The sequence below is a fragment of the Pseudoroseicyclus sp. CXY001 genome, from assembly GCF_041714655.1.
Classification (GTDB): Bacteria; Pseudomonadota; Alphaproteobacteria; order Rhodobacterales; family Rhodobacteraceae; genus Pseudoroseicyclus_A.
Window position 1 is genome coordinate 273942 of sequence record NZ_CP168219.1, and the last position, 20250, is coordinate 294191.

The window sequence follows — 20250 nt, forward strand, 5'->3', positions numbered from 1 at the left end:
CGTGAGGGCGTAGAGCAGGTCAGCACGAGCAGGTCAGAGCCCATGGCGAAGCAAGGCGGAAGACGGCCACCCCTCGTGGCCGAACGGCGGTATCCGGCCGGCAGTGGCAACGCCAAGGCGGGGCAGAGGCCGGCTGCCAAACAGACGGCTGCGAAGCAGGCGGCGGCGACCCACGCTGGGAGATCCTCGGAGAGATCGTCAGGCGGCGGCAAGGCCCCGCCGCCGCGCGGCCGTCGCGGCAAGCCGAAGCGCCCCGCCCCCAGGCGGCCGCGCGGGCCGATCGGCTGGCTCCTCGGCCTGCTCGCCTTCCTGTGGTCCGTGCTCTGGGGCGTCGGCTGGCGCGTGGGGCTGGCCTTCGGGCTCTTCCTCGGCGGCGCCGTGCTCATCTATGCCGCCGGCCTTCCCGATATCGACGAGCTGGTCGACGGCCGCGCCCGCGGCTCGGTCACGCTTCTCGACCAGTCGGGCGATCCCTATGCCCGCCGCGGCGACCAGTTCGGCGGCGTCGTCACCGCCGACACCGTCTCGCGCCACCTGCGCAACGCCCTGGTGGCCACGGAAGACAGGCGCTTCTACCGGCATTTCGGTGTCTCGCCGCGCGGCGTCGCCAGCGCCGTGCGCATCAACCTCTCCGAAGGCCGCGGCCCGCTGGAGGGCCACGGCGGCTCGACGATCACCCAGCAGGTCGCGAAGCTCCTCTGCCTCGGTCGGCCCTACGAGCCCGAGGAATGGGAGAACGAGGCCGCCTACGAGGCAGATTGCCGCCGCACGACGCTCTGGCGGAAAGCCGTCGAGGCCGTCTACGCCATGGCGATGGAGGTGCGGTATTCGAAGGACGAGATCCTGACGATCTACCTCAACCGCTCCTACCTCGGCGCCGGCGCCTATGGCTTCGAGGCCGCCGCCCAGCTCTATTTCGGCCATTCCGCCGCCGAGGTCACCCCGGCGGAGGCGGCGATGCTCGCGGGGCTCCTGAAGGCGCCCTCGTCGCTGGCGCCGACCAACTCGCTCACCCGGGCGCAGGACCGCGCCAACATCGTCGTCGGGCTGATGGAGGAGCAGGGCTATCTCTCCGACAGTGCTGCGGACGAGGCGCGGGCCAATCCGGCGACGCTGAGCCAGGAGGCGGCGACGACGGGCGGCGGCTATTTCGCCGACTGGATCATGGATTCGGGGCCGGAATTCTTCACCCGCGACACGACCGAGGACGTGGTGATCCGCACGACGCTCGATCCCCGCATCCAGCGGGCGGCGGAGGAGGCGATCGACTACATCTTCGCCGAGCGCGTCTCGGCGGAATCGAACGCCCAGGCCGCCATCGTGGTGATGAGCGCCGACGGTGCCGTGCGCGCCATGGTCGGCGGGCGCGACGTCGATGCCTCCTTCTCGTTCAACCGGGCGACGCAGGCGCTCCGGCAGACTGGCTCGACCTTCAAGCCCTTTGTCTATGCGGCGGCGCTCGACCTCGGCGCGACGCCGATGGACCCGATCGAGGACACGCCGATCACGCTCAACATTCCCGGCTCCGGCCCCTGGTCCCCCCGGAACTACGACGAGGAATTCCACGGGACGATCACGCTGCTGGACGCCCTGCGCGAGAGCCGGAACGTCCCGGCGGTGCGGCTGTCGGAGCGGGTGGGGCGCGAGAACGTCCGCCTCGTGGCCGAGGGTTTCGGCATCGACCGCGATCTCGCCGACGGGCCGGCACTGGCCCTCGGCGCCTCCGAGGCGACGCTGCTCGAGATGACCGGCGCCTATGCCGGCATCCTCAACGGCGGCTCTTCGGTGACGCCCTATGGCATCGTCGACCTGCGCTTCCAGGGCGCGGCCGAGCCGGTGATGACCACGCGCTCCGGCATCGGCGAGCGGGTCATCCGCGAACCGGCGGCGCGGCAGCTCATCTACATGATGCATGAGGTGGTCGAGAACGGCACGGGCGCCCGCGCCCGCGTCGACGGCTGGGAGCTCGCCGGCAAGACCGGCACCACCTCCGCCGCGCGTGACGCCTGGTTCCTCGGCTTCTCGGCCGATTACGTCGTCGGCGTCTGGATGGGCTATGACGACAACACGCCGCTCACCGGCGTCACCGGCTCCGGCCTGCCGGCCGAGATATGGCACGAGGCCATGGTCCGGGTGCTGGCGCCGCTGACGCCCCGCCCCCTGCCGATGGACGCGCCGCTGCCGGCGCGCGACCAATCCGCGGATGCGGTGGCCGGCGCGCTCGACGACATCCTCGGCGCGCCCTCGGACAATACGACCGTCACGACGACCACGCCCATGCCGACCGTCTCGACCACCACGCCCGAGCCGCAGCCCGCCGAGCGCGACAGCATCGCCGACGCCCTGAGCCGCATCCTCGGCGGCGGCTGAGCGGGGGCAAAAATTCTTCTGCGAAGAATTTTTGGGGCGCGGTTGCTGGCGGTGGAAGGAGAGGAGAATGCGGGAGTGTGGGCCAGCCCCGTCGCCATTGGTGCTTGAACCAATGGCGCACTTGGGTGGCGACCCCCCGAGGTATTTTTGGCCAGATGAAAGGGGATCAGGAGGCCTGTCGGGCCTTCCGCGCGCGGATCAGCGTGAAGACCCCGGCCGAGACGACGATGGCCGCTCCGATCGCGACATGCAGCTCCAGCACCTCGCCGAAGACCAGAAGGCCGATGGCGCTGCCGAAGACGAGCTGGAAATAGGCGAAGGGCTGCACCGTGCTCGCCTCCGCCACCTCGTAGGTGCGGATGAGCAGCCAGTGCCCTCCGGCGCCGGAGACGCACAGAAGCGCCATCCAGCCCCAGTCGGGCCGGCTCATCGGCTCCCAGAACCAGGCGCCCACGGCGGTCGTCAGAACGGCGCCGCAGACGCCCGTCCAGAAGAACGAGGTCGCCGTGGAATCGCGCCGGGCCACGTAGCGGTTGAGGAGCGAGTAGAGCGCGAACATCAGAGCCGAGGCCAGCGGCAGGATCGCGGCGGGGGAGAAGACGCCGAACCCCGGCTGCAGGATCACGAGGACGCCGACGAAGCCCACCCCGATTGCCGCCCAACGCCGCCAGCCGACCGCCTCGCCCAAGACGGGGCCGGAAAGGGCGGCGACGATCAGCGGATAGGCCGCGAAGATCGCATGGGCCTCCACCAGCCCGAGCGCGACGAAGCCGGCGACCATGACGAAGATCTCGGTGGCGAGGAGCAGCGAGCGGAAGATCTGGATCACCGGCTGGGTCGTGGAGGCGGCGGCGCGGATCGAGCCGGTCTTGCGGAGCGCCACCGAAATGACGAAGGCCGCGAAGAACCAGTAACGGATCATCACCACCATGAAGACATTGTATTCCCCCGCGAGGTGGCGGGAGATCCCGTCCTGGCAGGCGAAGATCAGCGTGGTCAGCAGCATCAGGCCGATGCCGAGGCGGTCGTTGCTCTGCATCCGAACTCCCGGTGCCGGCCCCTACGGCGGCGCCGCAGGAAAGGGCGGCGCCCCCGGCAAAGTCAAGACGCGCCTCGTTGGCAGGAATGGCTTGCCCGATCCCGGCCTCGTGTCCTAGCCTGAAGCCTGCAAGGAGATCTCGATGGTTGCGCGGCACGAAGCGAATTTCTTCGACCCCTATGTCGCGGCCATGGACGCGAACCGGCAGATGCATGAAAATCTGGCGCGGGGCCAGGCCAGGGCCACGACGACCGCGGCGCCCAGGCCCGTCGCCGATGCGCCGGTTGTTCTGCCCATCAGAGGCAGCGTGGGCAGCGCACCGGATCCGACCCCTGTCAGCCGACTCGCCGAGGCCACCCGCAGACCGGCCTGGTATGCCGTTCGTGCCGTCATCGGCGCCCTCTTCGTGCTCGGTCTCGTCCTCAGCATTGGCCCGGTCGACTGGGTCGGCGTCGGGCTGGTCTTCGGCATGGGCGTCCTCGCGCTCGACGGTTGCCTCGCCCTCATGCGACTGGCCGAGGCGATTCTCATCGGCACCGTGGAGCTGCTCGCCGAGCTGGTGCACGCGCTCGTCGACCTGGTGAAGCTGCTCTTCTGGCTCGCTCTCGGCGGTGCGGCCCTGTGGCTGGCCGCCCGAATGGCGGGGTGGTTCCTGCTCTAGCCGAGCCACCCGCTGCTCATGTGCCGCTTGCGGCCGAAGCCGGGGCGGCGGGTCACGGTGAAGCCGGCCTCCTCCAGCGCCCGGCGCACATGGCCGGCCGCCGTATAGGTGGCGAAGCTGCCGCCGGGGGCGGTGTGGCGGGCGACCTCGGCGAGGAGCGCCGGCTCCCAGAGCTCGGGGTTCTTGGCGGGGGAGAAGCCGTCGAGGAACCAGGCGTCGGCGCGGCCCGCCCAGGCCGGCAGCGTGCGGCGCGCGTCGCCTTCGATCACCGTGAGCCGGGCGGGGCCGATCTGCCAGGGGCCGGGAGAGGCGAGCGCGGCGCGTAGGGCCGAGGCCTCCTCCGCCAGCTCGGGGAAGGCGGCATGGGCGCGGGCGAGGTCTTCCGGGGCCAGCGGGAAAGCTTCGAAGGAGGTGAAGGAGAAGGTGCCGGGGGTGCCCGCCTCGGCCCAGGCGCGCAGTGTCACGAGGAGGTTGAGCCCCGTGCCGAAGCCCGTCTCGGCGATGGCGAAGCCGGGGGCGAAGCGCCGGGGCAGGTCGTTGCCGGCGAGGAAGACATGGGCCGTCTCCGCCGCGCCGCCCTGAAGGGAGAAATACGGGTCGTCGAAGCGCGCCGCCACCGGCACGCCCCCGCTCCACGCCACCTCTGCCTGCTGGCCCTGCATCGCCCCCTGCCCTAGAACGGCGCGACCATGCGGCGGCGGCAGGGGATTGGCAATGCGGGACCTGACGGTGATGGGCGCCGGCGCCTTCGGGCTGAGCGTGGCCTATGCGGCCGCCCGGCGGGGGGCGCGGGTGCGCGTCATCGACCCGGGGGGGCCGGGGGCGGGGGCCTCCGGCGGCGTCGTCGGCGCGCTGGCGCCCCATGCGCCGGAGGGCTGGGACGCGCTCAAGGCCTTCCAGTGGGAGGCGCTGATGATGGCGGAGGGCTGGTGGCGCGGGGTCGAGGAGGCCGGGGGCGGTGCCACCGGCTACGCGCGGCTCGGGCGGCTCCAGCCGCTGAGGGATGACGCCGCCGTCGCCCGGGCGCGGGACCGGGCCAAGGGCGCGGCGGCGCATTGGGGGGCGGCCGCGCGCTGGCGGGTGATCCCGGTGGCGGAGGCGGGGCGCTTCGCGCCGGCCTCGCCCTCGGGCTTCCTCATCCATGACAGCGCCTCGGCGCGCATCAGCCCGGCCGGCGCCTGCGCGGCGCTGGCGGCGGCGGTGGCGGCGCTCGGCGGTGAGATCCTCCGCGAGGGCGAATGCGTGGGGCCGGTCGTCCGGGCGACCGGGGCGGCGGGGCTGCGCGCGGCGGGGCTTGGCTCGGGCGTGAAGGGCCAGGCGGCTCTTCTGGCGCTCGACCGGCGGGAGGCGCCGCAGATCTCCGCCCCCGGGCTCCACATCGTGCCCCATGCCGACGGGACCGTCGCCGTGGGCTCCACCACGGAGCCGGAGGCGGAGGGGCCGGAGGTCGACGGGCGCCTCGACAAGGTGCTGGCCAAGGCCGCGGCTTTGATGCCGGAGCTGGCGGAGGCGGAGGTCATCCGCCGCTGGGCCGGCTTCCGCCCCCGGGCGCGGCAGCGGCTGCTGCTGGGGCGGCTCGGCGCGGGATACATCGCCAACGGCGGCTACAAGATCGGGCTGGGGCTGGCGCCGCTCGTCGGCGAGCGGATGGCGGAGCTGGTGCTAGAGGGGCGGGCGGAGATACCGGAGGAGTTCGCGCCCGAGGAGGGGGCCTGAGGGGAGAGGGCCGAGGGCTGGCGGGGAGCAGACCCACCGAAAGTCGGTATGGTTCCCTCACCCGGTTCGGCACCCGGGCCCGCGCCGGGCTGAAGCCCGGCCTACGGCGGCGGGCCGGCACCCCCCTGCCATGCTCCGGCCCCTCCGCCCTTCCTTGCGGCGCCGCGAAGGCTGCCGCATGGTGCCGCGACCGAGAAGGGAGACTTCCATGCGCCACGGCGGCCAGATCCTCGTCGATCAACTCGTGCGCTTGGGCGCGCGCCGCGCCTTTTGCGTGCCGGGCGAGAGCTTTCTCGCCGTGCTCGACGCCTTCCATGACGCGCCGGTGGAGCTGATCACCGCCCGCCACGAGGGCGGCGCCGCCATGATGGCCGAGGCCCATGCCAAGCTGACCGGCGGACCGGGGCTCTGCTTCGTGACGCGCGGGCCGGGGGCGGCCAATGCGGCGGCGGGGCTGCATGTGGCGCGGCAGGATTCGACGCCGATGATCCTCTTCGTCGGCCAGGTGCCGCGCGGCCACAAGGATCGCGAGGCCTTCCAGGAGGTCGATTACCGCGCCGCCTTCGGGGGCCTCTGCAAATGGGCGGCGGAGGTCGGCGAGACCGAACGCCTGCCCGAATACATCGCCCGCGCCTGGCATGTGGCCGTAAGCGGCCGGCCCGGCCCAGTGCTGCTGGCGCTGCCGGAGGATGTGCTCTCCGCCCGGGCCGAGGTGCGCGACCTCGACCATGCGCCCATCGAGCTGGCGCCGACCTTCGAGACGGTGGCGCAGGATGCGCTGGGCTGGCTCGCGGGGGCGGAGCGCCCGCTCGTCGTCGCCGGCGGGCCGCATTGGTCGGAGGAGGCGGCGGCGGACCTCGGCCGCTTCGCCTCCGCCCAGGGCCTGCCCGTGGCGCTGAGCTTCCGCCGGCAGGATTACCTCGACAACCGGCATCCCGGCTACGTCGGCGACCTCTCGGTCGGCGGCAATCCGAAGCTCTTCGCGCGGCTGGGGGAGGCGGACCGGGTGATGCTGCTCGGCACGCGGCTCGGCGAGAACGCATCAAAGGGCTACACGGCGCTGCGGCCCGAGGGACCCGGCCCGTCAATCCTGCATGTCCATGCGAGCCCGGAGGAAGCCGGCCTCGTCTGGCGGCCGGACATGAGCGTCACCGCCGATGCGGTCTCCTTCATCCGGGCACTGGCCCGGCAGGCGCCGCTCGGCCGCGACTGGTCCGGCTGGACCGGGGCGCTCCGCGCCGATTACGAGGCCTGGGTGACGCCGAAGCCGACCCCGGGCGCCGTGAAGATGGAGGAGGTCGTGCGCTGGCTCGCCGAGAACCTCCCCGAGGAGGCGATCGTCACCAACGGCGCCGGAAATTACGCCGCCTGGCTCCACCGCTACTACAGCTACCGCCGCTTCCGCTCCCAGCTCGCGCCGACCTCCGGCTCGATGGGCTACGGGCTGCCGGCGGCCATCGCGGCCTGCCTCGAATATCCCGGGCGGCCGGTGGTCTGCATGGCCGGCGACGGCTGCCTGCAGATGACGATCAACGAGCTCTCGACGGCCGCGCAATACCGCGCGGCGCCGGTGATCGTGGTGGCCAATAACGGCCGCTACGGCACGATCCGCGCCCATCAGGAGCGGACCTATCCGGGGCGGCAGGCGGGCACGGCGCTCGCCAACCCCGACTTCCCGGCACTGGCGGCGGCCTATGGCGGGGTGGGGGTTCGGGTGGAACGCACGGAGGATTTCCCGGCGGCCTATGAGGCGGCGAAAGCGGCGGGGCGGCTGGCCATCATCGAGCTGATGCTCGACGCTGAGGCGCTGTCGCCGGGCCAGACGCTCAGCGAGGCGCGGGCGGCGGGGGAGGCTCGGGGGGCTTAGGGGGCCGGTGGTGGAGGTGGCGGGCTGAAGCCCGCCCTACGCCCGCATACGCCTCAGGCCGAACCTTGCCGCTTCATCCCCCGCCCGGTACGCGCCGCAGGCGCAGGGCGAGCGCCGGCCCGTCCCGCGGGCTGGCGCTCCCGAGGGGCAGCGCGTCGCTTCGAGCGGGGATGTGGCGGCACCATAAAGCACGCCGTTCAGCCGTCAGTAGTGCCATCCCCCGGGCCGGCGCTCGCCCTGCGCGGCGAGGGCGGGATGTGGGGCGGGGAAGGTGGGTTACAAACCCACCCTACGCCGGGTGGCCTACGGAATTCGCGCCAGACTCGCGGGCCTCAGGCCCTCCTGCCCATCACCGAAAGGCCGAGCGCGGATTGCGCGACCTCGGCGATGTCCTCCGCCGAGAGGCCGGCGGTGCGGTACATGTCTTCCGGGGTCGACTGGTCGATGAAGATGTCGGGCAGCACCATCGGGCGGAAGGCGAGGCCCTTGTCGAAGACGCCCTCCCGCGCCAGCAACTGCGCCACATGCGCGGCGAAGCCGCCGACGGCGCCCTCCTCGATGGTCACCAGCGCCTCGTGATCGCGGGCGAGGCGGAGGATCAGCTCTTCGTCCAGGGGCTTGGCGAAGCGCGCATCCGCCACCGTCGGCTCGATGCCCTTGCGGGCGAGCATGTCGGCGGCCTTCTCGGCCTCCGCCAGCCGGGTCCCCAGCGACAGCAGAGCCACGCGGCTCCCCTCGCGGATGACCCGGCCGCGGCCGATTTCCAGCGGCTCCGGCGCCTCGGGCAGCTCGACGCCCACACCCTCGCCCCGCGGGAAGCGGAAGGCGATGGGGCCGTCGTCATGCGCCGCCGCCGTCGCCACCATGCGCACCAGCTCCGCCTCGTCGGCCGCCGCCATCACCGTGAAACCGGGCAGGTTGGAAAGATAGGCGATGTCGAAGGCCCCGGCATGGGTGGCGCCATCCGCCCCGACCAGCCCGGCGCGGTCGATGGCGAAGCGCACCGGCAGGCGCTGGATGGCGACGTCATGGACGACCTGATCGTAGCCGCGCTGCAGGAAGGTCGAGTAGATGGCGCAGAAGGGCCTCATCCCCGCCGCCGCGAGGCCCGCCGCGAAGGTCACCGCATGCTGCTCGGCAATGCCGACGTCGAAGCAGCGGGAGGCGTAGCGCTCCATGAACCGGGCGAGGCCGGTGCCGTCGGGCATCGCCGCCGTCACGGCGCAGATGCGGCCGTCCTTCTCCGCTTCCTTGACGAGAGCGCTTGAAAAGACGCTCGTGTAGGATGGCGCGTTGCTCTTGGCCTTGGACTGCTTGCCTGTCACCACGTCGAATTTCGACGTCGCATGGCCGCGGTCGGCGGCGCCCTCGGCGGGGGCGTAGCCCTTGCCCTTCCGCGTGATCGTATGGATCAGCACCGGCCCGTCCGCCCGCGCCTTGACGGTGCGCAGGACCGCCATGAGCTGCTCCATGTCATGCCCGTCGATCGGGCCGACATAGGAGAAGCCCATCTCCTCGAAGATCGAGCCGCCGACGGCGAGGTGCTTCAGCACGTCCTTCGCGCGCTTCGCCCCCTCGCGGAAGGGGCCCGGCAGCATGCTCACCGCGCCCTTGGCCGCGGCCTTCAGATCCTGGAACGGCGCGCCGGCGTAGAGGCGCGAGAGATAGGCCGACATGGCGCCCACGGGCGGCGCGATGGACATCTCGTTGTCGTTGAGGATGACGATCAGCCGGCGGCCGAGATGGCCGGCGTTGTTCATCGCCTCATAGGCCATGCCGGCGCTCATGGCGCCGTCGCCGATGACCGCGATGGCATCGCCCACGCCCTCGGCTCCCAGATCGCGCGCCACGGCGAAGCCGAGCGCGGCGGAGATGGAGGTGGAGCTGTGGGCGGCGCCGAAGGGGTCGTAAGGGCTCTCGCTCCGCTTGGTGAAGCCCGAGAGCCCGTCCTTTTGGCGCAGCGTGCGAATGCGGTCGCGGCGGCCGGTCAGGATCTTGTGGGGATAGGCCTGGTGGCCGACATCCCAGATGATCTTGTCGCGGGGCGCATCGAAGGTGGCGTGGAGCGCCACGGTCAGCTCGACGACGCCGAGGCCCGCACCGAGGTGCCCCCCGGTGACGGAGACGGCCGAGATCGTCTCGGCCCGCAGCTCGCCCGCCAGCTCCGTCAGCTCGCGGAGCGACAGGGCCTTGAGGTCCGCCGGAGAGGCGACGCGGTCGAGAAGGGGGGTCTTCGGGGTATCGGTCATGGGGCCTACCTGTCCCGCGAGATAGCGAAGCGCGCGGCGTCCCGCAACGGGAGCGCCTTCACGCCATAGGGAGAGATAGCCGCTTCGGCCGCCTCGGCCAGCTCGGCGGCGCGGGCGCGGGCGCCCTCGACGCCCAGGAGCGACACGAAGGTCGCCTTGCCCGCATGGGCATCCTTGCCGGTGGCCTTGCCGAGCGTCGCGGCATCGCCCTCCACATCCAGCAAATCGTCGGCGATCTGGAAGCCGAGGCCGAGCGCGGCGCCATAGGCGGCGAAGGGGGCCGGGTCCTCCCCCGCGATCCGCGCGCCGGCCATGGCGGCCCAGGAGAGGAGCGCGCCGGTCTTGCCGGCCTGGAGCCGCTCGATCTGCGGCAGGGTCAGCGGCTCGGGCGCGGTCTCGGCGGCGATGTCCATCGCCTGCCCGCCGACCATGCCGTGGATGCCGGCGGCCTCGGCCAGCGAGGTCACGAGGCCGAGCCGCGCCTCGGCGGTGGCCCGCACATCGGCGGCGAGCGCGAAGGCGAGGGATTGGAGGCCATCGCCGGCGAGCACGGCGGTGGCCTCGTCCCAGCGCTTGTGCAGCGTCGGGCGGCCGCGGCGGAGATCGTCGTCATCCATGCAGGGCAGGTCGTCATGGGCGAGCGAATAGGCATGCATCGCCTCGATGGCGGCGGCGGGGCCGGAGGCATCGGTCGCCCCGAAGATCTTCGCGCTCTCCTCCACGAGGAAGGCGCGCAGCCCCTTGCCGCCTTCGGCCGCATAGGCCATCGCCTCGGCCACGTCGCCGCCGGGGCCCCCGGCCCCCGAAACGGCGGCACGGATGCGTTCGGCGGCCCGCCCGGCGGCGGCCTCCATCTGGGCGATGAGGGTGGTCATCAGGCCTCGAAGGGTTCCGTGCCCGAGGGCTTGCCGCTCGAGAGCTTGATCTTCTCGACCTTCTCCTCGGCTTCGGCGAGCTTCTTCTCGCAATGCGCCTTCAGCGCCGCGCCGCGGTTGTAGAGCGCGATGCTCTCCTCCAGCGGCACCTCGCCACGGTCGAGCTTGGTGACCACCTGCTCGAGCTCGGCCAGCGCCGCCTCGAAGCTCATGCCGTCTACCGGTGTCTCGCTCATGCCCGCTCCTTCAACGTCTCGACATGGGCGCGCACAGACGCGCCCAGCGCCGCAAGGTCATAGCCCCCTTCGAGGAGGGAGACCAGCTTGCCGCCGCAGAGCTCTTGTGCAGCGCCGGTCAAAAGGCCGGTGAGCCTGGCGTAATCCGCCGTCTGCATGGCGAGCCCGGCGAGCGGGTCATCCTCATGCGCGTCGAAGCCGGCGGAGAGGATGATGAGCTCGGGCGAGAAGGCGCGGACGCGGGGGAGGATCTGCCGCTCCCAGATGCGGATGATCTCGGCCCCCGTCGTGCCCTCGGCGAGGGCGACGTTGACAATCGTGTCATGCGGGCCGGTCTCGGCGGGGTCGCCCGTGCCGGGGTAGAGCGGCATCTGATGCGAGGAGCAGAAGAGGATGCGCGGGTCGTCCTTCACGCAATCCTCCGTGCCGTTGCCGTGGTGGACGTCGAAATCCAGCACCGCCACGCGGGAAAGCCCGTGATGGTCGAGCGCCGCCTTCGCCGCGATGGCGGCGTTGGAGAGGAGGCAGAAGCCCATGGCCGTCTCGCGCTCGGCGTGGTGGCCGGGGGGCCTCGTGGCGACGAAGGCATTGTCCGCCGCGCCGGAGAGGACGAGCTCCACCGCCTTCACCGCCGCCCCGGCGGCGCGGAAGGCGGCGCCGAGCGAGCCGGGGGAGAGCTGGGTGTCGGGGTCGAGCCGCCGCCACCCCTCCTCCGGCTCGGCGCGGCGGAGGCTGTCGAGATAGCGCTTTGGATGCGCGCGGAGGATGTCGGCCTCGGCGGCGAAGGGGGCATCGAGCCGGGCAAGGTCCATCCCCTCGAGCGCCGCCATCACGGCATCGAGACGGGCGACTTGCTCGGCATGGCCGGGCGGGTTGATATGCTGCCAGCAATCGGGATGTGTGAGGAGCGCGGTGACCATGACACGAAGGAAACAGCTCGCCGGAGCGCTTGCAAGCGCCCTGATCGCCGGCGCGGCCTGGGGGCAGGTCCCGCAGGGCGTGACCGAGGTCTCCGCCGACCTCGACGGCGACGGGGTGGCGGAGTTCTTCACGCTGGAGGTGACGGAGGAGGCCGTGGGCGACCTCCACGTGGCGGCAGGCGGAACGGAGCAGGTCTTCGAGAATATCGCCTGGGCCGGCAGCATGTACGGCACCTTGCCCTGGCTGGAGCTGTCACCCGGCGGGTCGCTGCAGATCCATGCCGCCAATGACGCGATCGGCCGCAACCGCTGGCATTTGATGCTCACCATCGCCTGGCGGCAGGGCGCCTACCGCGTCGCCGGGCTCACCTACGAGTGGCGCGATACGCTCAATCTGAAGGACTCGGGGCGCTGCGACATCAACCTGCTGACCGGCAATGGCGTGGTCGAGGATGCCTCCGGCGAGCGGCTGATCGCCGTGACGGGAGAGGCGCCCCTGCTGGCCGACTGGCAGCGCGACGACGGGCGCGAAGGGGTGCTCTGCGGGCTCTGGTGAGGGGCAGGGCAGGGCGGTGAGTGGGGTGGCGGGCTGAAGCCCGCCCTACGGTCTCCTTACGGGGTTCACATCCTATCCGACGGTCGTGCGGCTCCCCGCCCGGTACGCGCCGGCACGGCGCAGGGCGAGCGCCGGCCCGTCCCGCGGGTCGGCGCTCTCGTGGTGCTGGGCCCTGCCGGTGAGCGGGGAGGTGGCTACACCATAAAGCGCGATGCGGCCCCGGCAGGAGCGCCCACCCCCGGGCCGGCGCTCGCCCTGCGCGGCGCCGTGGCGCCCGGCTGCGAGGGAGATGGTGGGTTACAAACCCACCCTACGCCTTGCCCCCGGCGTTTGTGGCAGGGGGGCTTCGCTTGGCGCGCCCTATTGGGCAGGCTCGCGGTGGGGCGGTGGGTTGCAACCCACCCTACGCTGGTTGCGGCATCTCGCCGCCCCGCCTCAATCCGGCGCGAGCATGTAGCCCGACCCGCGCACCGTCTGAAGATACCTCGGCTGGCGCGGGTTGCTCTCGATCTTGCGGCGGAGCCGCGTGATCTGCACGTCCACCGCCCGCTCCTGGGCCTGGCCGCCATCGCGGCCGAGCTCCTCGACCAGATGGGTGCGGGTGAGCGCCTCGCCGGGCCGGGCGGAGAAGATGCGCATCAGCTGGCTCTCCGTCGCCGTCAGCCGCACCGGCGTTTCCCCAGCCCACATCTCGCCGCGCTCGGTGTCGTAGCGGATCGGGCCGAGATGCAGCACCTTCGGGCGCTGCACCACCGGCGCCACCACCGGCGCGCGGCGGAGGATGGCGTTGATCCGCAAAAGCAGCTCCTTCGGCTCGAAGGGCTTGCCGAGGTAATCGTCCGCCCCCGCCTCCAGCCCCTCGATGCGGTCGCCCGTCTCGGCCTTGGCCGTGAGGAGGAGGATCGGCAGCGCCCGCTCGGCACGGAGCGAGCGGCAAAGGCTCACGCCATCCTCCCCCGGCATCATCACGTCGAGGATCAGCAGGTCGAAGTCGAGCCCGGCCAGCAGCCGCCGCGCATGGGCGGCGTCGCGGGCCATGGTGACCAGAAAGCCGTGCCGCATCAGGAACTTCTGCAGCAGCGTCCGGATGCGCTCGTCATCGTCGACGAGGAGGAGATGCACCGCCTCGCTCATCGCCGGGGCGCCTCGCTCAAGCGCTCGTATTGCCGGCGCTGGTCATCGTCCATCATCGCCTCCAGCACCTGGCGGAAGCCGGCGACGGCCTCGGGCCCCGCCGTCCGGTAGGCGGCGCGCATCCGCTCGCGCTGGGCGTCGGAGAGCTCGCGCTCGAGCGCCTGGCCCGCCTCGGTCAGATGCAGGTTGCGCTCGCGCTTGTCGCTGCGGCCGACGCGGCTTTCCACCAGCCCGTCCTCGATCAGACTCCGCAGCACCCGGTTGAGGCTCTGCTTGGTGACGCCCAAGGTCGCGAGGAGGTTGTTGACGGTGGTGCCCGGCGCGCGGTGGATGAAGTGGATGGCGCGGTGATGCGCCCGCCCGTAGGACTTCTCGGCGAGGATGCGGTCGGGATCGGCCGTGAAGCCGCGATAGGCGAAGAACATCGCCTCGATCCCCTTCCGGAGCTGCTCGTCCGTGAGGAACAGCAGCGCCTGTCCGCCCGCCCCTTCCGCCATCATTCTCCTCCCCTTTACGATCACAGAATATGTCAGCCTTGTTGACATTCCAAGATGCGACTGATAGCCGAGTCGCCGAAAATTCGCAACTTTATGTCCGAAGCGGACCTATCGGCGAAAGAAGTGCAAAAGAGGAGGAGGGCGCCATGGTCGGGGCCTATGATGATCGCGACGGCAAGATCTGGATGGACGGCGAGCTCGTCGACTGGCGGGATGCCAAGGTGCATCTCCTGACGCATGCCCTGCACTACGCCTCCTCGGTCTTCGAGGGCGAGCGCTGCTACAACGGCAAGATCTTCAAGGGCGAGGCGCATACGCAGCGGCTGATCGCCTCCGCCGGGATGCTCGATTTCGAGATCCCCTGGACGGCGGACGAGATCGAGGCCGCCAAATACGCCATGCTGAAGGCCAACGGCTGGACGGATGCCTATGTCCGCGCCATCGCCTGGCGCGGCGCCGGCCCCGACATGGGCGTCAGCGCCGCCCGCAACCCGGTGCGGCTGGCCATCGCCGGCTGGGAATGGGGCAATTACTACGGCGACGCGAAGATGAAGGGCGCCAAGCTCGACATCTCCAAATGGAAGCGCCCGAGCCCCGAGACGATCCCCAGCCACGCCAAGGCCGCCGGGCTCTACATGATCTGCACCATGTCGAAGCACGCGGCGGAGGCGAAGGGCTGCTCCGACGCCATGATGTTCGACTATCGCGGCTATGTGGCCGAGGCGACCGGCGCCAACATCTTCTTCGTCAAGAACGGCGAGGTGCATACGCCGCTGCCCGATTGCTTCCTCAACGGCCTGACCCGCCAGACGGTGATCGGGATGCTGAAGGAGAAGGGCGTCACGGTCCACGAGCGCCACATCATGCCGGAAGAGCTTGAGGGCTTCGAGCAATGCTGGCTGACGGGCACGGCCGCCGAGGTCACCCCGGTCGGCCAGATCGGCGACTACAGCTTCGAGGTCGGCGCCCTCACCCGCGACATCGCGGAGAGCTACGAGCGGCTCGTGCGGAGCTAAGGGCGGCTCGCGGGGCCCAAGGCCCGTTACAAGCGACGCGCCCCCGTTCGACGGCGGGGGCGCGTCGTAAACCGTGGAGCCGAGGCTTAAGCGACTCCCCTGAAACCAGGGGTCCCTCAGGTCCCCCCGCCCCCCGGCCGCGACGCCCGCCGCTCCCGGGCGCGTTGCAGCCCGAGGTGCCGCTCGCGCAGGATCACCACCACCCCTGCCAGCACGATGAGCCCCGCCCCGGTGAGGACCGTCACGGTCGGCACTTCCGCGAAGACGAGGAAGCCGATGGCGACCGCCAGCAGCATCGAGGCGTAGTCGAAGGGGGCGATCAGCGAGGCATCCGCGTAGCGGTAGCTCGAGGTAAGGCAGATCTGCCCGAAGCCGCCGAGGAGGCCTCCCAGCACAAGCAGCGCGAAGGCGCCGGGCGAGGGCATCCGCCAGCCCCAGGGCAGCGTCAGCAGCGACAGGCAGGTGGCGGTGACCGAGAACCAGAAGACGATCGTCGCCGTCTGCTCCACCTGCACCAGCCGCCGCACCTGGATCTGCGCCAGTGCCGCGCAGAAGGCGCCGCCGAGCGCGATGAGCGCGCCGAGCCGCTGGGCGCCCGGCAGCTCGGCCCCGAGCGACAGGCTGGGGGCGAGGACGATCAGCACGCCGACCATGCCGAGCGCCACCGTCGAGAGCCGGAAGATCCCCACCTTCTCGCGCAGGATCAGCGCGGCGAGCACCACGACGAGTAGCGGCGCCGCATAGCCGATGGCCGTCGCCTCCGGCAGGGGCAGAAGGCCCAGAGACGTGAAGCCGAGCCCCATCGCCGTCGTGCCGATCACGCCGCGCCAGACATGGCCGAGCGGCCGCGTCGTCTTCATCCCCGTCGAGAGCTGCCCCTGCAAGGTGAGCCAGCCGAGGATCACCGGAATGGCGAAGAGAGAGCGGAAGAAGACCGCCTCGCCGGAGGGCACTTCGTCCGCCGTCGCCTTCACGATGGAGGACATGGCGACGAAGAGCCCCACCGACAGGAGTTTCAGAAGAATGCCGCGGAGGGGTTGCATCGGGGCCCTTGCAAAGGGCGCCCGCTTTCATGCCGGCGCCCCGGGGCGTGCCCCGTTCGCCGCGACCCTAACCCCGCTGCGGGCGAGGTAAAGCCTGCCTCAGCGTTCGCGCCGCCGGTCGATGCGGACGGGCACGGGCTGGGGCTGCGGGGTCACCAGACCTTCGACGAGTTCGGCGAGCCGGTCGATCAGTGTCTTGAGCATAGGGGGCCTCCCTTCCACGCCAGTATGGCACAGACGCGCGGCGAGCGGGTTAAGTTCCCGGCGTCATTCGCAGGATCGCGCCGTTATTTTCGTCCACAAGCAGCAGGATGCTGCCATCCGGGGCAATCTCGACGTCGCGGATGCGGCCGAGGTCGGGGCGAATCCGCTCCTCGCCCGTCACGCGGCCCCCGTCGATTCGCAGCCGCGTGACGCCGCCGGGCGTCAGCGAGCCGATCAGGAGGTCGCCCTGCCAGCCGGCGAAGCTGCCGTCGTAGAAGCTCATGCCCGAGGGGGCGATGACCGGGTCCCAGTAGTAGACGGGCTCCTCGAAGCCCTCGGCCCGCGCCTCGCCGGAGCCCACGGCGGAGCCGTTGTAGTTCTGCCCATAGCTGACGACGGGCCAGCCGTAGTTCAGACCCGGCTCCGGCGCGTTCAGCTCGTCGCCCCCCGCCGGCCCGTGCTCGATGGTCCAGAGCCGGCCCGAGGCGTCGAGATCGGCGCCCTGCACGTTGCGGTGGCCGAGCGTCCAGACTTCGGGCCTCGCGCCATCCGTCTCGACGAAGGGATTGTCCGCCGGCACGCCGCCGTCATGCGTCAGGCGCACGACCTTGCCGTAGGTCGCGCCCAGCTCTTGCGCGCGCTGCCGGTCTGAGAGCGAGAAATGCTCACCGGTGGTCAGGTAGAGATAGGGCCCGTCGAAGACGATGCGGCTGCCGTAATGGGCGGGGTTGGAGGAGGGCGGCGTCTGCTCGAAGATCTCCTCGACCGCTGTCACCTCCGTCAGGTCTTCGCTGAGGATGCCTCGCGCCGCCGCCGTGACCGTGCCGCCGCTGACGCGCTTGGCATAGGTCCAGTAGATGCGCCGGTCCTCGGCGAAATCCGGGCCGACGGCCACGTCGAGGAGCCCGCCCTGCCGCCGCGCATCGACCTCCGGGAGGCCGGCGATCGGCTCACCGAGGCTGCCGTCCGCGCCCACGACCCGGAGCCGCCCGGGCCGCTCCGTCACCAGCCAGCCGCCCTCCGGCAGGGGCGCGATGCCCCAGGGGTGGGACAGGCCGGTGGCGAAGGTCTCGACCGTGACCGCGGTCGGCTCCAGCGCCGGGGCGCGGGTCTGGTTGTCGAAGGCGGGGGCGAAATCGGCGTTGGCCGGGCCCTGCTCCACCTGGGCGAGGGCGGGGCCGGCCGCGGTGGCGGCGAGGAGGGCGGGGATCAGAAGCTGTCTCATGCTCCCCTAGGTAACCCGATCTGCGCTCTCGCCCATGTCACCAAGCCGTGAGAGCGCCCAGGCGGCCGCGTCGCGCACCGCCGGGTCGGCGCTCTCCAGATGCGGCCGGGCCGCCGCAGCCAGATGCGGCGCGCCGGAATTGCCGATGGCATAGAGCACGTTGCGCATCAGCCGGGCATGGCCGAGCCGGCGGATCGGGGTGCCCTTGAACCGCTCGCGAAAGCCCGCCTCGTCGAGCGCGGCGAGCGCGCCCAGCTCAGGCGCCGCCTCGCCGGCATAGCGCGCCTCGCGGGCCCGGGCAGCGAACTTGTTCCAGGGGCAGATGGCGAGGCAATCGTCGCAGCCGAAGATGCGGTTGCCGAGTGCGGGGCGGAACTCCTCCGGCACCGGCCCGTGGTGCTCGATGGTGAGGTAGGAGATGCAGCGCCGCGCATCGAGCTGGAAGGGGGCGGGGAAGGCGTTCGTCGGGCAGATGTCGAGGCAGGCGGTGCAGGAGCCGCAATGCTCGCCTTCGGGCGCATCCGGCTCCAGCTCCAGCGTGGTAAAGATCGCGCCGAGGAAGAACCAGTTGCCAAGGTCCCTCGAGAGGAGGTTCGTGTGCTTGCCCTGCCAGCCGAGCCCGGCGGCCTCGGCCAGCGGCTTCTCCATCACCGGGGCGGTGTCGACGAAGACCTTGATCTCCTCGCCCGCCGCCTGCTCCAGAAGCCAGCGCCCGACCCGCTTCAGCCGCTTCTTGACGATGTCGTGGTAATCCTTGCCCCGCGCATAGCCCGCGACGATCCCCCGTTCGCGCTCGCTGAGCAGCGCCAGCGAATCCTCCGGCTCATAGACCTCGGCGAGCATGATGACGCTCTTCGCCTCCGGCCAGAGCGCCCCCGGGTCGCCCCTCCAGGCCGCCCGCTCCTCGAGCCAGGACATCTGCCCCTGCCGGCCCTCACCGAGAAAGGCCCCGAGCCGGTCCTTCGCGGCTGGAATGGCATCAGGTCGGCACACACCCATCCCCGAAAACCCGGCCTCGAATGCAAAGTCCCGCAGTGCCGCCTTCAGCACCACGTCCCCCAGTCTTTGCTCCCAAAAAATCCTCGGGGGGGTCCGGGGGGGCAGACAGCCCCCCCGGCTCTCGTCTCAGAAATCGAGGTCGGCATAATGCGGCGCCGGCTGGAAGCCAGGCACGTTGTCGGCCAGCACCCCGCGGAAGGCCGGGCGCGACTTGATCTTGGCGTACCAGTCCTTGACCGTCTCCGAGAGGTGCCAGTCTACATCCGAGATGTAGTCGAGGCAGGAGATGTGGGCCGCCGCGGCAAAGTCGGCCAATGTCATCTCGGGCCCCGCCAGCCAGCGGCGCTGCTCCAGGAGGTGCTCCATGTAGCGCAGGTGCCACTTGATTGCCTTGGAGCCGGATTTCACGTTGGCGCTGTCGGGATAGCCGGTGCCCATCACGCGGCGGAAGACCCGCTCGCCCATCAGCTTCTCGGTGACCTCGCGGTTGAACTTGTCGTCGAACCAGCCGACCAGCCGGCGCACCTCGTAGCGCGCCTCGGCGCCCTTCGGCATGAGGGGCGGCTCGGGGTGGGCCTCTTCGAGATATTCGCAGATGGCCGCGCTTTCCGACATCATCCGCCCGCCCATGCGCAGGACGGGGACCTTGCCGGCCGGGTTGCGGCGCAGGAAGTCGCTGTCCTTCTCCCAGTATTTCTCCTCCACCAGCTCGACCTCGATGCGCTTCTCGGCGAGCACGAGGCGCACCTTCCGGCTGAAGGGGGAGAGCGGGTAGTGATAGAGGCGATTCATGGGCGGGGCCGGGTCTGTTGCGGGGTGTCTCCCTCAATGCCTGTTCAGCCGCAAGGTTGCAATCAGGGGTCCCGCTCACTCGAAGCAATCCGCCCGCCCGTCCCGCGCGATGGTGGCGGCGCCGTCCTCGATGGCGGCGGCGCGGCGGAGCATCATCGTCGTCAGGTTGGCGGCGTTGCGGGTTTGGGGCGAGGGCAGGACGGTGGCGAGCCGCGCCGCCTCGGCGGAGCTGAGCGCCGAGGCGGGCTTTCCGAAGAACTGCTGGGCCGCCGCCTCCACCCCGAAAATGCCGGGGCCGAATTCGATGACGTTGAGATAGACCTCGATGATCCGCTCCTTGGACCAGACGAGCTCCATCAGGGGCGTCACCACCGCCTCGATGCTCTTGCGCAGCCACGAGCGCCCCTGCCAGAGGAAGACGTTCTTGACCGTCTGCTGCGAGATCGTCGAGCCGCCGCGGCTGGCGCCCTCGCCCAAGGCGGCGCGGATCGCCTCGATGTCGAGCCCCCAGTGCAGGCAGAAATTGGCATCCTCCGCCGCGACGACCGAGCGGGCCATGACGGGGGCGATCTCCTCCAGGGGGACCCAGTCGTGCGCGACGCTGCCGAGGCGCGCGCGTTCGGAGATCATGTAGGGTGTCGTCGGCGGGTTGATGAGGGCGAAGGTTGTGAGGGCGGCGAGTGTCAGACCAAGAGCCATGAATACGATCCTGAAGACCCAGCGGGTCAACCATCGGATCGGCCGGAACCGGCGAGGCGTGGCGGCGCCCGTCCCCTTGCGCCGCCGGCTTCCACCGGCCCGTTTCCCGTCCCTTGTCGCCCGCACCATGGCGTCATTGGCCATGCGGGGGC

The 20250-nt window shown here is 71.1% G+C and carries 19 protein-coding genes; 6 read left to right on the top strand and 13 right to left on the bottom strand.

All coding sequences use genetic code 11. The features are described from left to right. The first annotated feature begins 42 nt into the window (after positions 1-42). Entirely contained in the window at positions 43-2370 is a 2328-nt protein-coding gene (locus ACAZ03_RS01405) for a transglycosylase domain-containing protein (RefSeq protein WP_373355552.1), read from the top strand. Positions 2371-2536: 166 nt separating this feature from the next. Here the strand turns inward: ACAZ03_RS01405 and ACAZ03_RS01410 are convergent, their stop codons facing one another. Next, entirely contained in the window at positions 2537-3409 is an 873-nt protein-coding gene (locus ACAZ03_RS01410) for a DMT family transporter (RefSeq protein ID WP_373355553.1), read from the bottom strand. Positions 3410-3551: 142 nt separating this feature from the next. Here ACAZ03_RS01410 and ACAZ03_RS01415 point away from each other — a divergent pair, with 142 nt between their 5' ends. Next, positions 3552-4070 (top strand): hypothetical protein, encoded by a 519-nt coding sequence (locus ACAZ03_RS01415; protein WP_373355554.1) that lies wholly within the window; start codon positions 3552-3554, stop codon positions 4068-4070. On the opposite strand, the gene mnmD is transcribed toward ACAZ03_RS01415, so the two are convergent. Beyond that, positions 4067-4732 (bottom strand): tRNA (5-methylaminomethyl-2-thiouridine)(34)-methyltransferase MnmD, encoded by a 666-nt coding sequence (mnmD, locus tag ACAZ03_RS01420; protein WP_373355555.1) that lies wholly within the window; start codon positions 4730-4732, stop codon positions 4067-4069. The genes ACAZ03_RS01415 and mnmD overlap by 4 nt on opposite strands. Positions 4733-4784: 52 nt before the next feature. Between mnmD and ACAZ03_RS01425 the strand changes: the two genes are divergently transcribed. Then, positions 4785-5786: an FAD-dependent oxidoreductase gene (locus ACAZ03_RS01425; RefSeq protein ID WP_373355556.1), complete on the top strand. Its 1002-nt coding sequence runs from the start codon at positions 4785-4787 to the stop codon at positions 5784-5786. A 208-nt stretch (positions 5787-5994) separates the two neighbouring features. Next, positions 5995-7653 (top strand): thiamine pyrophosphate-dependent enzyme, encoded by a 1659-nt coding sequence (locus ACAZ03_RS01430; RefSeq protein ID WP_373355557.1) that lies wholly within the window; start codon positions 5995-5997, stop codon positions 7651-7653. Positions 7654-7985: 332 nt separating this feature from the next. Here ACAZ03_RS01430 and dxs read toward each other — a convergent pair whose 3' ends face one another. The 4 genes from dxs to ACAZ03_RS01450 are packed head-to-tail and all read right to left on the bottom strand — an operon-like array spanning position 7986 to position 11933. Then, a complete protein-coding gene (gene dxs, locus ACAZ03_RS01435) occupies positions 7986-9902 on the bottom strand; it encodes a 1-deoxy-D-xylulose-5-phosphate synthase (RefSeq protein WP_373355558.1) in 1917 nt (638 codons plus the stop codon). Between the two features lie 5 nt (positions 9903-9907). After that, complete coding sequence (locus ACAZ03_RS01440; protein ID WP_373355559.1) at positions 9908-10777, bottom strand: polyprenyl synthetase family protein; 870 nt, start codon at positions 10775-10777, stop codon at positions 9908-9910. Next, positions 10777-11013 carry an exodeoxyribonuclease VII small subunit gene (locus tag ACAZ03_RS01445; protein WP_373355560.1) on the bottom strand — a complete coding sequence of 79 codons (237 nt, stop codon included), beginning with the start codon at positions 11011-11013 and terminating at the stop codon, positions 10777-10779. The genes ACAZ03_RS01440 and ACAZ03_RS01445 overlap by 1 nt, the downstream gene beginning before the upstream one ends. Continuing rightward, positions 11010-11933: a histone deacetylase family protein gene (locus tag ACAZ03_RS01450; RefSeq protein WP_373355561.1), complete on the bottom strand. Its 924-nt coding sequence runs from the start codon at positions 11931-11933 to the stop codon at positions 11010-11012. The genes ACAZ03_RS01445 and ACAZ03_RS01450 overlap by 4 nt, the downstream gene beginning before the upstream one ends. Here ACAZ03_RS01450 and ACAZ03_RS01455 point away from each other — a divergent pair. Further along, positions 11932-12489, top strand: coding sequence for a hypothetical protein (locus tag ACAZ03_RS01455; RefSeq protein ID WP_373355562.1), 558 nt, complete (start codon positions 11932-11934; stop codon positions 12487-12489). The genes ACAZ03_RS01450 and ACAZ03_RS01455 overlap by 2 nt on opposite strands. Positions 12490-12924: 435 nt before the next feature. Here the strand turns inward: ACAZ03_RS01455 and ACAZ03_RS01460 are convergent, their stop codons facing one another. Together ACAZ03_RS01460 and ACAZ03_RS01465 are read right to left on the bottom strand one after the other, a co-directional pair. Continuing rightward, a complete protein-coding gene (locus ACAZ03_RS01460; protein ID WP_373355563.1) occupies positions 12925-13623 on the bottom strand; it encodes a response regulator in 699 nt (232 codons plus the stop codon). Continuing rightward, the gene (locus tag ACAZ03_RS01465; protein WP_373357020.1) at positions 13620-14120 is read right to left on the bottom strand and encodes a MarR family winged helix-turn-helix transcriptional regulator; all 501 of its coding nucleotides are present in this window, start codon (positions 14118-14120) and stop codon (positions 13620-13622) included. Before ACAZ03_RS01465 ends, ACAZ03_RS01460 begins: the two co-directional genes overlap by 4 nt. 146 nt (positions 14121-14266) lie before the next feature. Between ACAZ03_RS01465 and ACAZ03_RS01470 the strand changes: the two genes are divergently transcribed. Next, positions 14267-15136, top strand: coding sequence for a branched-chain amino acid aminotransferase (locus tag ACAZ03_RS01470; protein WP_373355564.1), 870 nt, complete (start codon positions 14267-14269; stop codon positions 15134-15136). A gap of 116 nt (positions 15137-15252) precedes the next feature. Here the strand turns inward: ACAZ03_RS01470 and ACAZ03_RS01475 are convergent, their stop codons facing one another. The 5 genes from ACAZ03_RS01475 to mtgA all read right to left on the bottom strand — a co-directional run bounded on the left by ACAZ03_RS01475 (position 15253) and on the right by mtgA (position 20242). Then, on the bottom strand, positions 15253-16179 hold the full coding sequence (locus ACAZ03_RS01475) for a DMT family transporter (RefSeq protein ID WP_373355565.1): 927 nt from the start codon (positions 16177-16179) through the stop codon (positions 15253-15255). Positions 16180-16432: 253 nt separating this feature from the next. Beyond that, positions 16433-17608, bottom strand: coding sequence for a PQQ-dependent sugar dehydrogenase (locus ACAZ03_RS01480; RefSeq protein WP_373355566.1), 1176 nt, complete (start codon positions 17606-17608; stop codon positions 16433-16435). A 6-nt stretch (positions 17609-17614) separates the two neighbouring features. Continuing rightward, a complete protein-coding gene (queG, locus tag ACAZ03_RS01485; protein ID WP_373357021.1) occupies positions 17615-18655 on the bottom strand; it encodes a tRNA epoxyqueuosine(34) reductase QueG in 1041 nt (346 codons plus the stop codon). Between the two features lie 78 nt (positions 18656-18733). Beyond that, the gene (locus tag ACAZ03_RS01490; RefSeq protein WP_373355568.1) at positions 18734-19399 is read right to left on the bottom strand and encodes a glutathione S-transferase family protein; all 666 of its coding nucleotides are present in this window, start codon (positions 19397-19399) and stop codon (positions 18734-18736) included. A gap of 75 nt (positions 19400-19474) precedes the next feature. Next, the gene (gene mtgA / locus ACAZ03_RS01495; RefSeq protein WP_373355570.1) at positions 19475-20242 is read right to left on the bottom strand and encodes a monofunctional biosynthetic peptidoglycan transglycosylase; all 768 of its coding nucleotides are present in this window, start codon (positions 20240-20242) and stop codon (positions 19475-19477) included. Positions 20243-20250: the final 8 nt, after the last annotated feature.